Source organism: Ktedonobacter sp. SOSP1-52, assembly GCF_016587395.1.
This window is the reverse complement of the sequence record NZ_BNJH01000001.1, coordinates 405,227-418,343: the sequence shown is the minus strand read 5'-3', so window position 1 is coordinate 418,343 and position 13,117 is coordinate 405,227. Positions and strand designations below refer to the sequence as shown.

The window sequence follows — 13,117 nt, the reverse complement described above, 5'->3', positions numbered from 1 at the left end:
TGTATAAGTTTTGTCTGAGTTTTGTGTGATTGCTGTATGTTCTTTTCTGACATGAAAACTTGCATACTAACACCAAGTGTTTGGAGATAAGTACCTGCTCTGTCATCGAGTGACAGGATTGTTTGCATGGCTTACGAGGGGACGCTGCTCGTCCCACTCCATGCACTTCAGGAAAGGAAAGAAGATAATGATTGTTCTTGAGAATACTCTATCGCCGATAGATTTCCCGTCTCAGCACCAGGGGCAGAATGGATCTTCAGACCACGCTCCCACACTCATTTCATGCTGGTCCTATAAGGCGCTGATTTTCCACGAACGTTTTATTTACATTTTTCAGCGCAAACAACTGACTGAGGGCTTTCAACTGCATTGTACCCCGATGCAATGCCGCCTTCTGGTTGCGTTCCTGCACCATCCTGAGCAAGAACTCTCCTTTCGTGACCTGGCTGCCTATGCTTTTCGTCTTGATGTCTCTCGCTGTGACTTGCGAGATATTGTGGCGCTACAGAAGCACATGTCCAAACTCAAGCAGAAATTGCCACCATTTCTTGAACTGGTTGTCGTCAAAGGGCATGGCTATGTGCTTCGCCATTGCCAGGATGAGCCAAAAGAGGGCAGCAATCTAGCGCCTGAATGAGTAAACGCCTGGGGCATTGCTCACATGGATAGCACTTCGCCCAGAATTGGGAATTACTTCGTCCACTATTGGGTGGTTTTCATCTTCCCTTGTCTCCTTTGCTTCAGGTACACTTAGTCACGTACCTCACGATGTTGACCGGAGCCCCCTGTGATGATGACTGAGTGCCAGGAATGGATCAGGGATTGCTTCGTCATCTAACGCTTTCATAGCAACGGTTTACACGCTAAAGGCACGTCTACAGAACAACAGTATGTCTAGTCAAATTACAAAATTTTGGTAAAATTCGGAGGATTTTTCGCGATGGGAACATCTCTTTTGCCTTGCTCTGATCAGCATGTCCCCTTTCATCCAAAAGGACGACGGATATGGTGTCGTTTCTCAGGCACCCCTGAGAACCCACCGTTACTCTTGCTTCACGGTGAGTGGCAAAGCAGTGCCGTGTTTACCCCCTACTTTGAATCTCTTTCTCGCCACTACTACGTTGTGGCGCCGGATCTCCTTGGGCACGGTTTTTCTTCCAAACCAGCGGAACAGTCTGCTTATACCATTTCCGCCTGGGTTGAGGACCTGGCGAGCCTGTGCGATACCACTCTTCATTTGGACGATATACACGTGGTCGCAGTAGGCCGGTTTGGCCTGTGTTTGCTCGATGCGCTTCAGTGGCACGTGGTTATGGCAGAGCGTCTACGGGGATTCGCTCTTCTTCCCTTCCCATGCGCTTATCCTCTCTCTCTCCTGAAGCACCTGGCCTCAACTGGTGTCGACATTTCCTATAACGCTGCTCAAGAGCTCACAATGGTGCTGTCCCCTCTTTTTCCACAGGATGGAGTAGGCGTAGAGCGTGCACATGGAGAACTCCTGTCACAGATTCGACTGGTGCATCCTCAAGCCAATCATGTCCTCTGTCATCTGGTTGAACATATGGAGACGGATTACACACGTTGGCAAACGCCGCTCATGATTCTTCAGACGCTCAAGGATCTCTCCTGCCTTGTACCGCAGAGTGATGTGTCCCTTGCCGCGGAAACCGATTCTCAGGAGGAGAACTATCTGGCAGATACTGTGCCTTTCTCGCTTCCATGTGTTCCTGATCTGTCCTGTTGACGGTAGTTGTGCGTTCATAAACGCCCCAGAGGACAGGCAGTTTTCTATCGCGGTCTTGTTTGCCTAGTAATGACAATAGAAGGACATGTTGTCTATAAAGAGAAGAGATGAGAGTATGATGCATACAGTTTCCCATTCCATCCATCCGCAGGAAACATCGCCACGGTCTCAAGGTGAGCAGCAGTGGTTCCCGCTTTCCCATGTGCTCCTTGAGAGCGTGCTCACACAACGCGAGGCCCCCCTTGATGCTGTAGCGCTTCATTGTCTTCCTCCTCTTGAAGAGGAGGAGACCTTGCTCCTGCGTCTCTGGCACCAGGGACGTCCCGCACTCACGGACATTGTAACAACGCCACTTGGGCGCGTAGGAAATATACTTCTGCCCATAGCGATCTCGCACGCTGATGACGACGAGCAGCGACAGAAGCTGATTCAGCAGGCCTGCCAGGCGGTAGCCATTGCCCGGTCCTGTGGTGCCAGAAGTGTTTCCCTCTCTACTCCTCTTGCCTCTGTCACGCATGAAGGGCGGCTGATCCAGGAGTACCAGGTTTTGCGGGCAGATGATCGGCCAAGGCTCACCACTGCAGATGCAACTACCAGCGCTGCAGCGCTGCTCACGCTTGAATGGATACTTGCTCGCGTCGCCCGTGATCTGCGCCGTGAACAGATTGTGGCAGTAGGATCTGACCCTCTTGCCAGCACGTTCCTTCGCCTTTTGCTTGTAACTTTGCCCCATCCTGCATCCGTAATTCTCTGTTCTCAGCCGGGTCAGCAGGCACAGATTGAGCGGCTTGTGAGAGAACTTCGCGCCTCTGGCTTTGAGGGGGAAATACTGCTTATCGACACGCTGCAAGAAGGCGAAAGCGCTCCAGATGCTGTGTACGAGGCAACGCTTCTGCTTGGGACAGGGAGTTTTCTTGAACGGCTCAACATCGATCGCATTCGCGCTGGTACGATCGTCTTCAGGTTTTCCGGGCTCTCGCCTCTTGTTGCAGAGCCGCTTTTTGCTCGGGTAAGAGCACACGAGGACATCCTTGTCCCCCTGGTAGATGAGCTGACATTCCCCACAGCAGTACAGGCGCACCGGGGGTTTGAAAAAGGATCGATGCTAGATCTGCTTTTACAAACTGAGGAAAGGTGGGGAGGATGCACTCCATACCAGATCAAAAGCTCCTTGCTAGCCGGGCTTGCTGTGGCAACACTCGATGTTCCCCCGGCCCTTGGATGGGTCGACACAAAAACGGCACAAAGCCACTACCTTGCGCTCAGGCGGGCCGGGGCCCGAGGAATTGCGCCTCATCTGGGCGTACAGGACGCCCCATCGGCATGCCTTATGGAGTTTCGAGCTCGCTTTCGCAACCGTGTGTGAGGGGGTTCTACCAGGGAGTGTTCTCTCTGCTTGCCTCTGTAGAGCAAAGAAGGAGGGTTGTGGTACACACCCACCATGTTGTTTACACGAAGAATATGCTTCATTGGATGTGATGACTCTGAAGGATTGGTGAAGAGATGATGTTTGATCCCACGCTTTTCTTAAGGATATGCTTTTCTATCCTTACTGGTATGGCGTTTTTACTCTATGGTGTCCGATCGTTGCTGATCCACGGAGGACGAGATACGGCGGCTGCGCCTGATTCTACTGAACACTGGCAGGTGTCAGGGGCAGAGCACTGTCGGGCGTATTTCGCGGATCGTCAGGCGTATCGCACACGGGTTCTGGCGTTCTTTGAGCGTGCTTTACGCCCGGTTCCCAACCCCATGCCGATCTCTCAGAAAGAGCGACAGCAAACACGTTCGCGACGGACTGTTCTGCCTGCAGAATCGCGCGCCCTGATGGAAGAACAGGATGCGCCCAAACAGGAAATCCCTGCGGCACATCGAAAGCGAACCATGTTTCATGCTTTCGCGATGTTCACGGGATATCCCCGAGCCTACTGGTACCTACTGTTTGGGACATTGATCAATGGAACGGCCACCTTTGTCCTCCCGTTTGAATCGCTCTACCTGGTCTCAGTCCGACATCTTCTGGTAAGCCAGGCGTCGGCCATTGTCGCACTCTATGGGATTGGCTCGTGCGTCTCGGCACTGCTTGGAGGAGTGCTAGCCGATAGGATTGGACGTCGCCCCACCATTCTTTCTGGCCTGGTGGGCCTGACCGCGACGACCTTTGCCCTGGCCTTTATTCAGGAGACCTGGTTGATTGCACTGCTCACATTCCTGATGGGCTTCTGGATCTCGTGGTATCGCCCCGCGTCGAATGCGGTGCTGGCCGATCTCATTCCGCAAACGCGCCAGGCCCAGGCCAATAGCCTGGTGTATTGGGCCTATAATCTGGGCATGGCCGCATCTCCCCTGTTGGCAAGTATCATCGTCCCATATATTGGCTATACCATCCTGTTTTGCGCCGATGGCATCGGGACCGCACTCTTTTGTCTGCTGATTTTCCTCGGTCTACCGGAAACACGTCCAACCGCGACCAGATCCTCCATGCATTCAGTGCCTCAGCTCAAACAGGCGGCGAGTACGTCCGGAATCTGGCGGAATGGTCGCTTCCTGCTCTATACTGGTCTGTCTTTCTTCCTGACAAGCATCTACTTTCAGTACTCTTCCACGCTGCCAGCAGATATGCAGCTCCATGGGCTGGATGCCGCGCATTATGGTCTCGTCATCTCCATCAACGGGATCGTGGTGGTCCTGCTTGGCCTGCCGCTCTCCCATCTGCTGACGCGTTTTGCCCCTTTCAAGGCCCTCGCGGTATCGGTCTTGCTCCTGGGGGCGGGATTCGGCCTGACCGCTCTCGCTGACTCCCTGTTTTCGCTTCCTCTGTATGCTGGCTCGGTTCTGGTGTGGACGATCGGGGAAATCATCTTTGTCCCCGTCTCAGCCACGATTGTTGCCCTGCTTTCTCCTTCCACTGAGCGTGGGCTGTACCAGGGGGTGGCACGCATGTCCTGGGGCCTCTCTGCCTTTGCTGGTCCTCTGTTGGGAGGCCTGGTCCTTCAGCAATGGGGATTCGCCTTATGGATCGGTTGTGTGGTGCTGGGAACTGGACTGGCGTGGAGTTTCCTCCTGCTCGGGCGCGTGAAGAACGGCGCTCAGCTCAACGAAGAAGTCCTGCCTTCATCTGCGAATGCTTTAGCTTCAAAGCTGGTGCCTTCGCCCGAAATGGAGATGTACCTGGCAAAATGTGGGAAGAGTGTTCTCACTGACGGCAAGCGGAAGGCAAAAACGGCTGCTTCGTAGAAAACTAAGGGAGGCTCTCCTCTGCTCTGCCACGTCTCCCTGAAGGTTAGTCAGATACCCCATGGCTAAAGCCCTGACACTTATACACAAATATGCGATATCGAGAAAAAACACGGAAGCGATGCTCTGCACGTACCTCGTTTTTTTCCACACGAGAGGTAACTCACTTTCGCTGAAAACGTCGCTTGTCTCGCCAAGCTAAAAGCACATCATTGTGCATCGATGCGCGTTTTTCCCACACCTTTCCCTCACATCATTCTGAGGATCTTCTGCAAACTTTCAGATTTGTGTATAAGTGCCAGGAGTTTACTCATGGGGTCTGGTGACTTACTGACGTCGACGGAAGCAAGTAAACTGTGATAGAATCGGCAGCATGGGAGCACCAAAGAAAGCCGATTGGCGAGAAGAACGACGCAAACAAGCATGGAAACTGAAGCAACAAGGATGGCAACAAAAGGATATAGCCAAAGCACTAGGGGTAAGTAAGGGAGCCGTGAGCCAATGGATGAAACAAGCAAGAGAAGGCGGCATAGAAGCACTCAAAGCACATCCTCCTAAAGGCGTGAAGCCAAAACTGTCAATTGAGCAACAAGCGCAGATTCCTGGCTTGTTGGTGGAGGGGGCAGAAGCCTATGGATTTCGGGGAGATGTCTGGACAGGGAAGCGGATCGCGGAAGTGATCTATCGCAGCTTTGGTGTCCGTTACCATCCCGATCACGCCGGACGACTGTTACGAGAAGCTGGTTGGAGTCCTCAACAGCCAATCGAACGGGCGACGCAACGGAATGAAGAAGCTATCAAGCAGTGGTATGAAGATCGTTGGCCAGCGATTAAAAAAAAGCCGAAAACGAGAAATACACCATCCTCTGGGTAGATGAGGCTGGGTTCTATCTGCTGCCAATGGCGGTTCGTACTTGGGCTCCGCGCAGGCAAACGCCTCTTCTGCGCGTGAAACTGACACGGGATCACCTCTCCGCGATCAGTGGGATTACCCTGGATGGGCGGCTTTTCATGCAAGTGCGCCAGACCTCCTATGATGCGGAGGCAGTGGTCGGATTTCTGAAAGTGCTGTTGCGTAAGATCAGCGGCAAGGTCCTGATCATCTGGGATGGCTCTCCCATCCATCGCAACCATGAGATCAAGACCTTTCTCAAAACGAAGATGGGCAAACGACTGCATTTGGAGCAACTTCCAGGCTACGCTCCCGACCTCAACCCAGATGAGGGCATCTGGCAGTATCTCAAGCGCGTCGAGATGGGCAATCTCTGTTGTCGGGACCTCGATCACTTGTATCAAGAGCTGCTTCGAGCAAAAGAGCGATTACGTCACAAACGCGACATTATTCGTAGTTGTTCACTGCAATGCGGCTACTCAGTTTAGTTTCTTATCACGATGTCAGTAAAATGCTCGCTTCTTTTGACAAACGCGAAGAACTGGCTTGCTTTGTTCGATTCAAAGCAAGCCAGTTCACATCAACAATTAAAGTACCCCTTTTTGTGTATCAGTATCAGGGCTTCAGCCAGTGAAGTGTCAACATGAACTATTGCGACGAACAAGCTCCACGACCGGGATTTTCCTGGTCGTCTTCTTCTCGTACTCAGCAGCACCTGGATGAACTTGCGTTTCCCTGGCATAGATCTGATCGCGCTCCTCACCCTCAATAAGCACTGCTGTAGCCTCGAATTGCTCTGTCCCAAGCTCGACACTCACCTGGGGGTGTGCTACCAGGTTGTGATACCAGTCTGGGTTCGTCGGTGAGCCACCATACGCTGCAAAAACAAACAAACGCTCGTCATCGAGAAGGTAGGTAAGTGGGTTGATGCGCTTTTGCCCACTTTTTGCCCCCGTGGTGATCAACAAAAGCAAGGGCACGCCCTCAAACGATCCTCCAACCTTGCCTCCATTCGCACGAAATTCCTTGATGATCTGCTGGTTCCAGTCGTTCATATTCGGTTTTGCCATATCCTTCTCCTCTCATGCAATGGGCGATGGCAATTACGGTCGCGCATTGCCATCATTCGATGAGATATTTCAAGCACTCTCCTCAAACCGGGAGGCAACGCGGGGCTTCTGGCCGATACGTTTCTCTCGGTTACAAAGAAGTATATTGGTTCAAGTGAACTTGAAGTCAAGAGGAAAAAGGCTGATGATAATAAGCCAGACCAGATTGCGTTCCCAGGCTGGCAAAGAGGCATAATCCGCAAAAACGCGCGAGGCACTCCGGTTCCAGCCAAGAATATCGAGCCGCTCGTTCGTCACAAACGCGGGGTTTGGAAGAAGCGCATCCAGGACGTTTTGGAGTTCTACACTAATGTTTGGAAGAGGGGTATGTAGAGGCAGGGGAAACTGCTCACGTGCCGGGAGAAACAGATAGTTTCGCTCATCAGGCGTGAGTTGAAGCGTGCAGGCAAGACTCTCCAATACCTGAGCCGAAACCTGAATATCCTGGCCTTGTTCCAGTTTGACATACCAGGTCAGCCCAATCCCTGCCAGATGAGCCAATTCCTCCCGTCGTAGCCCTGGTGTCCGCCGCCTCCTTCCTCCAACTGGGAGATGAAACTGCGCTGGCAAAAGGCGCTCGCGCTGTTTGAGTTCTTGAGCAGGTAGCAGTCGAGCAGGTTCGACAATCGCTCGTTTGCCGTGAACCCACTTTGGCTCTATTCGGTTCGGCCAGGGATTCCTCGTAGGCAACCAGCACGGAATGATATGCACACCATCGTTGCCCTCCTGCTGTACTATCTGATTGTGATCGCGCAGCCAGGTTTTAACCTGCTTACTCACATGCCAGGAGGCATTATCCTAAATCAGGACGAGCGTGTGCTTGTCCAGCGCCTGGACCTGCTTGCACAAGAGAAAGGCGAGCAACACATGTGCGAGTCTCAAGACGGATGGTCGGGAGGTTGGCCTCTTTCACTGACAGAGCAAGACAGCGAAGTCCTCATGGAGAAGGGAACTTCTATATAGGTAAGTGTAGGTAGATTTCTCTTTTTAGCCCATAGGCTAGACTGCCAGTAGATAGTGTCTTTACCGCAACGAAGAAAAGAAAACAGCGTTTCTCCTTCGTTGTTCCCTGTAAAAGTTGCTTATTTCTCTGGCTGTTCTGTTAAACGTACGGATGTAAGAACGTTGTGCTCACATCCTCCAAAAGGTGCAAACGAAGATGAAACCAACTCTATTTGATGCATTCGCCAAAGCCCCGACCTCGCGGCGAAAGGTTCTCCAGGCTCTGGCGGCCCTCGCAGGAACCAGCTGTTTGGAAGGACTACAACTAGCTGGTCTCGATGAGCGTGCCATGGCTGCGCTTCGCGATGGAGGACCTGGTGGGCAGGCTACCGGGGAGACCAAACTGACAGGGCGTCTCGTCTTTCCCAATAGCCCGGACTATGACAGCGCTCGTTTGGGCTGGGCTCGGCAGTTCTCTCAGTTCCCCCTCGTCATCGTCTTTTGTCAAAACGTGCAGGATGTCGTGAATGCGCTTAGTTGGTGTCGAGAACACAATGTCGCCCTTCGGGCACGAAGCGGTCGGCACTGCCTGGAAGGGTGGTCATCGCTGGATGATGGGGTGGTCATTGATGTGAGTGATATGAACCAGATTCACGTTGATACAAGCGCAGAGGTTGCGACGGTCCAGACCGGGGCCACGCAAGGAGCAGTCGTCACCGCGCTGGGGAAGATCGGCTACGCCATTCCCAGCGGAGGAGAGAAAACCCCCGGGATAGGTGGCGTGACGCTCGGTGGAGGCATTGGTATGCTCGCTCGCTCCATGGGCCTGGCCTCTGATCACCTGATTGGCGTCGAAATGGTGGTCCCCAGCGGCAAGCAGGGGGCCGAGGTGATCCAGATCGATGAGCACAACCATTCCGACCTGCTGTGGGCGTGCCGTGGAGGGGGAGGAGGCAACTTCGGCATCGCAACCTCCTTCACCTTCACCATTCGCCCCATCTCAACAGTCACGATCTATGACGCAACCTGGGGTTCCGCCGATTGGCAGCACGTAAGTGAGCTTTTGAGCATCTGGCAGTCCTTGGCCCCCTCTGCGGACGATCGATTGGGTTCGACCTTCAGCGCGAATTCCCTGAAAGATGGCAGCATTTCATCAGGTGGTATCTTCCTCGGATCACAGGAGGCACCGTTGCGCCAGTTGCTCCAACCACTGCTTGGAATTGGCACGCCCAACGTGACGATCCAGACCATGCCCTATCTCGATGCCTGGCTGCACTTCGCTGCCCCTCCCGATCCGCCGCGCCCTGACAAGTTTTCCTCGGTCTGGGTCTATGACGCCTTTCCGCCTGAGGCCATTGAAACGGTCCATCGTTTCCTGGCAAATGCCCCCAGCCCACAGGCCAATATCTGGTGCTTGAACTGGGGTGGAGCGGTGAGCAGGATACCGACCGACGCCACGGCATTCTACCATAGACAGGCAAAGTTCTACATGGAGTGGGACTCCCCATGGACGAACGATACGGAGGCGGGTCCGGCCACCGCATGGGTTGAGCAATTCCGTGAAGCGTTGCAACCCTATGTTAATGGATCCTATATTAACGTTCCCAACCGCAGCATCACCGATCTCAGGGTCTATTACGGCGACAACCTTGCCAGGCTTCAGGAGGTCAAGCGCAAGTACGACCCAGAGAATGTTTTCCACTTTGAGCAGAGCATTCCTCTCACTTAGCATTGGAGGGCGTTTGAGAGACGCAAGAGCCGAGAGGACGAACCTCTAGTGCCGTGAGCAGCTTTTGAGCTGCTCAATACTTTATGACAAGGAACATCACAGGGAGACGTTACTGTAACAGACTAAGACAGCCAAAATCTCGTGCGGCACTCAGCAGGCAATGTGAGGGAGATGCAACTATTCATATGTTGATCCCCAGCGGTTCTTCCTCTCAACGTGGCGTGGAAACCTCGGTGGTTCGCTGAAATCTCTTCCCTTTTGCTCACTGAACAGAGCCGTCGTGTGATCTGGGGCTGAATTCTTGCCATTGCTGCTAGTCGTGGGTTTGTGCCGAGGAAAAGGAGATATATATCAGGTATTGACAAAGTGTGTGAAAGTGAACTAAACTTGTCATATGTACTCAGTCGCACAGTTTGCCAAGCAGGTGGGTGTCAGCGTGAAAACGTTGCAGCGCTGGGACCGGGAAGGCAGGCTCAATGCCAAACGAACGCTTTCTGGGCGTCGCTATTATAGCGAGGCCGATCTGGCCACGGCGCTCAACCTTCCTCAGCGGCCAGCCGCTCGCCGAACGATAGCCTATTGCCGGGTGTCCAGTCCTGCTCAACGATCGGACTTGCAGAACCAACGGGCAGCGCTCTCGAGCTACGCGGTCTCCAAGCAGCTTGTGGTGGACGACTGGATTCTGGAGATCGGTGGGGGGCTCAATTTTGAGCGCAAACGGTTTCTGGCTCTGGTGGATGCCATTGTGGCAGGAGAAGTGGAGCGTGTGCTCATTGCGCACCAGGATCGGCTGGCGCGCTTTGGCTTTGCTCTGATCAAACATCTGTGCGAGACCCACCACACGGAATTGGTCGTGATGAACACCGAGACGTTCTCTCCAGAACAAGAGCTTGTCCAGGATTTGATGAGCATTCTCCACTGTTTTTCATCGAGATTGTATGGTCTGCGGAACTACCGCAAAGCGTTAGAAAAGGCGCTGAAGGATGAAAACCGCGCACAAGATCCGGATGAACCCCACACTTGAACAGGTGGAGTATCTCAAACGAGCCTGTGGCACGAGGCGATTTATCTACAACTGGGGACGGGAGCAGTGGGAAAAGCAGTATCAGGCGTATAAAGCTGAGCAGGAAAGCGTTCCCGAAGAGCAGCGCGTGCTCAAAGCGCCACATGCCCTCGCACTCAAGAAGCAATTCAACCAGATCCGGGAGCAAGAATATCCGTGGACCTATCACGTGACGAAGTGTGTGGTGGAGGGAGCCTTCGACGACCTCAAGAAAGCGTATGACAACTTCTTTGCGGGCAGAGCGAACACCCCCCAGTACAAGAAAAAGGGGAAGTCGCACGAATCGTTTTATCTCTCCAACGATAAATTCACTGTTGGCAGTCACTGGATCTCGATCCCCGGCTTAGGGCGCTTCATCCTCGATCAACGCCAAACGAAGAAGGACCGAGGCAAGCTGCTGCGTAAGCTAGGAACGGTCAATCTGGCAGAAAAGCTGCGCTTTGTTGAAAAGGGGAAAGCAAGCCTTCCCACGAAGAAGCGCACCCAACGCAAGCACGTCTTGTGCGGCTCCGTCAAAATCCTGGGGGCGAGCGTCTCCTGCGAAGCAGGTCATTGGTACGTCTCGGTTCAAGTCGAGATCAAGAGAGAGCTCCCTCCCCAACCCGTCCCAGTGGTTGGGGTAGATGTCGGATTAAAGCGGGCTGCCGTGGTCTCTGATGGACGCAGGCTTGAGAACCAAAGGCCATTAGCACTCCATCTCAAGAAACTCGGCAAACTGCAACGGAAGCTGTCAAAGAAACAGAAGACGAAGGATCCTCAAACCAAGCGAACCGTGTTCAGTAAGCAGTATGAGAAGCAACGACTCAAGGTAGCGCGCAAGCATCAGCAGATCGCCAACATCCGGCGGGATGTCCAGCACAAGTTCACGACCGAACTGGCGCGAACCTGTGTGGCCATCGGTATCGAAGACCTCAACATCCTGGGGATGATGGCCAACCGGAAGCTGTCGCGTGCCGTGGCCGATGCTGCGATGGGGCAACTGTTGCAGTTCCTCAAGACCAAAGTGGCCACCGTCGGGGGCGATCTCTTCATCGCCTCGCGCTGGTTTCCCTCGACCAAACGCTGTTCGTGCTGTGGGCATGTCAAAAAGCGCATGCCGCTCAAACACCGCACCTACCAGTGCTTGGCCTGTGGGCTGCTCATCGACCGGGATCTCAATGCCGCCTTGAATGTGCTGTGGTTCGCAACAGAACAGCTTCGCCAACTTCACGCGTAAAGTTGGCCGTCCTGGAGAGTGGCTACCGCCGGACGTAAAATGCCTGGGGAGTTGATGTGAGACCGAAACGGGAGGGCTGATCCAAAGGTTCCCGTGCGCTGGCTATCGACGATGAAGCAGGAAGAACTAACCGCTTGAGGGTGGGTTCGCTCACTTTCGAGTATGAGAAAGGTAGCAGAGTCAGGCGAGGCGTCGAATGCGGTACAATAAGGGGGGCTATGGAACAAGGAGGACTCATGCGGTTGATGAAGAGGCAAGAGGGAGTGACAGTCCACATTTCCTTGCCATGGGAGATTGAGTATTTGGCATCTCTGTCCGAGCAAGGAAGAGAATGGGCCCCTCTCTCAAGTACTGGAGATAATGCCCAGGTAGTGGGTATGATCAATAGCCGGTCGTACGAAATCCAACTCCATCCAGGAGTGGAGATTGTCGATCGGCAAGTGGTGGTCCTTTCGCCACCAACGTCTTCCAACGGCTAAGTGGGAGATTGCCAGGGGAGGGATGCAGGGCATTCTCGAGGATGCCCTGCATCCCTCCCCTGGTTTTTGCTGTATGCTTTGGCAATTCGATATAGATAACAGTACGTTTTCGCTCTGCATTGAAGCAGGAACCGAACACTGTGTATGGCATGTCTATATATGGGTAAGTTTCGGAGAACGGCGGAAAGGAAACAATTTCATATGCGATTTGGTCTGGCGCTGCCCAATGTCGGCAGATATAGTGATATTGCTACGCTGGTTGACCTGGCGTTTCTGGCGGAAAGCGATGGCTGGGATGGTATCTTTCTCTGGGACACACTCCACTACCAAGCCGATAGCCAGGAGGTGTGTGACCCTTGGATCGCGCTAACGGCCCTCGCGTTGAACACCGAGCGCATTCACATTGGTACCATGGTACAGAAACGAGCCAGAAAGTCCCCGTGATTTATCCGGGCGATGAATTGCTCTTCCTTGTTTGGAGTGGATTGGGTGGAGTTGGCTGATAGGATGGATCATACCACATAAGAAACGCATCCACGGCACGTCGTACTAATTCTGCAACTGGGACACCCTCTTTCTCAGCTTGCTCATGTAATTTTTCATGTTGTTTTTCATTCAGATAAATGTTGGTACGTCTCACTTTTTTACCTCTTGCATACATCAAGATTATGATGTATAATTATAGCAGAGTATGAGAAAAGGAGCA

Annotated in this window: 15 protein-coding genes; 11 read left to right on the top strand and 4 right to left on the bottom strand. The window is 53.2% G+C overall.

Features of this window, described 5'->3' with window-relative positions; all coding sequences use genetic code 11:
* Window positions 1-187 precede the first annotated feature (187 nt).
* The 6 genes from JMJ16_RS01800 (at window position 188) to JMJ16_RS53520 (ending at window position 6,361) form a co-directional block, all read left to right on the top strand.
* Window positions 188-637 (top strand): helix-turn-helix domain-containing protein, encoded by a 450-nt coding sequence (locus tag JMJ16_RS01800; RefSeq protein WP_201377951.1) that lies wholly within the window; start codon window positions 188-190, stop codon window positions 635-637.
* Between the two features lie 303 nt (window positions 638-940).
* Window positions 941-1,744, top strand: a complete 804-nt coding sequence (locus JMJ16_RS01795) for an alpha/beta fold hydrolase (protein WP_201377950.1) — start codon at window positions 941-943, stop codon at window positions 1,742-1,744.
* A gap of 115 nt (window positions 1,745-1,859) precedes the next feature.
* Complete coding sequence (locus JMJ16_RS01790; RefSeq protein ID WP_201377948.1) at window positions 1,860-3,110, top strand: thioester reductase; 1,251 nt, start codon at window positions 1,860-1,862, stop codon at window positions 3,108-3,110.
* 137 nt (window positions 3,111-3,247) lie between these two features.
* The gene (locus JMJ16_RS01785; protein WP_201377946.1) at window positions 3,248-4,981 is read left to right on the top strand and encodes an MFS transporter; all 1,734 of its coding nucleotides are present in this window, start codon (window positions 3,248-3,250) and stop codon (window positions 4,979-4,981) included.
* 373 nt (window positions 4,982-5,354) lie between these two features.
* Window positions 5,355-5,855, top strand: coding sequence for an IS630 family transposase (locus JMJ16_RS53525; protein WP_236601123.1), 501 nt, complete (start codon window positions 5,355-5,357; stop codon window positions 5,853-5,855).
* A gap of 26 nt (window positions 5,856-5,881) precedes the next feature.
* Window positions 5,882-6,361 (top strand): transposase, encoded by a 480-nt coding sequence (locus JMJ16_RS53520; protein ID WP_236601122.1) that lies wholly within the window; start codon window positions 5,882-5,884, stop codon window positions 6,359-6,361.
* Window positions 6,362-6,511: 150 nt separating this feature from the next.
* On the opposite strand, the gene JMJ16_RS01775 is transcribed toward JMJ16_RS53520, so the two are convergent.
* Both JMJ16_RS01775 and JMJ16_RS53515 read right to left on the bottom strand, forming a co-directional pair.
* Window positions 6,512-6,928, bottom strand: a complete 417-nt coding sequence (locus JMJ16_RS01775; protein WP_374228978.1) for a nitroreductase family deazaflavin-dependent oxidoreductase — start codon at window positions 6,926-6,928, stop codon at window positions 6,512-6,514.
* Between the two features lie 165 nt (window positions 6,929-7,093).
* On the bottom strand, window positions 7,094-7,693 hold the full coding sequence (locus tag JMJ16_RS53515; protein WP_236601121.1) for a helix-turn-helix domain-containing protein: 600 nt from the start codon (window positions 7,691-7,693) through the stop codon (window positions 7,094-7,096).
* On the opposite strand from JMJ16_RS53515, the gene JMJ16_RS53510 reads away from it, so the two are divergent.
* The 4 genes from JMJ16_RS53510 to JMJ16_RS01750 all read left to right on the top strand — a co-directional run bounded on the left by JMJ16_RS53510 (window position 7,688) and on the right by JMJ16_RS01750 (window position 11,932).
* Complete coding sequence (locus JMJ16_RS53510) at window positions 7,688-7,945, top strand: hypothetical protein (RefSeq protein WP_236601120.1); 258 nt, start codon at window positions 7,688-7,690, stop codon at window positions 7,943-7,945. The genes JMJ16_RS53515 and JMJ16_RS53510 overlap by 6 nt on opposite strands.
* A gap of 196 nt (window positions 7,946-8,141) precedes the next feature.
* Entirely contained in the window at window positions 8,142-9,653 is a 1,512-nt protein-coding gene (locus JMJ16_RS01760) for an FAD-binding oxidoreductase (protein ID WP_201377942.1), read from the top strand.
* A gap of 394 nt (window positions 9,654-10,047) precedes the next feature.
* Complete coding sequence (locus tag JMJ16_RS01755) at window positions 10,048-10,677, top strand: IS607 family transposase (protein WP_201377940.1); 630 nt, start codon at window positions 10,048-10,050, stop codon at window positions 10,675-10,677.
* A complete protein-coding gene (locus JMJ16_RS01750; RefSeq protein WP_201377938.1) occupies window positions 10,637-11,932 on the top strand; it encodes an RNA-guided endonuclease TnpB family protein in 1,296 nt (431 codons plus the stop codon). The genes JMJ16_RS01755 and JMJ16_RS01750 overlap by 41 nt, the downstream gene beginning before the upstream one ends.
* 381 nt (window positions 11,933-12,313) lie before the next feature.
* Here the strand turns inward: JMJ16_RS01750 and JMJ16_RS01745 are convergent, their stop codons facing one another.
* A complete protein-coding gene (locus JMJ16_RS01745; protein WP_201377936.1) occupies window positions 12,314-12,463 on the bottom strand; it encodes a hypothetical protein in 150 nt (49 codons plus the stop codon).
* 149 nt (window positions 12,464-12,612) lie between these two features.
* Here JMJ16_RS01745 and JMJ16_RS01740 point away from each other — a divergent pair, with 149 nt between their 5' ends.
* Window positions 12,613-12,855: an LLM class flavin-dependent oxidoreductase gene (locus JMJ16_RS01740; RefSeq protein WP_201377934.1), complete on the top strand. Its 243-nt coding sequence runs from the start codon at window positions 12,613-12,615 to the stop codon at window positions 12,853-12,855.
* 1 nt (window position 12,856) lies between these two features.
* Here JMJ16_RS01740 and JMJ16_RS01735 read toward each other — a convergent pair whose 3' ends face one another.
* Window positions 12,857-13,072, bottom strand: a complete 216-nt coding sequence (locus tag JMJ16_RS01735; protein ID WP_236601526.1) for a ribbon-helix-helix domain-containing protein — start codon at window positions 13,070-13,072, stop codon at window positions 12,857-12,859.
* Window positions 13,073-13,117: the final 45 nt, after the last annotated feature.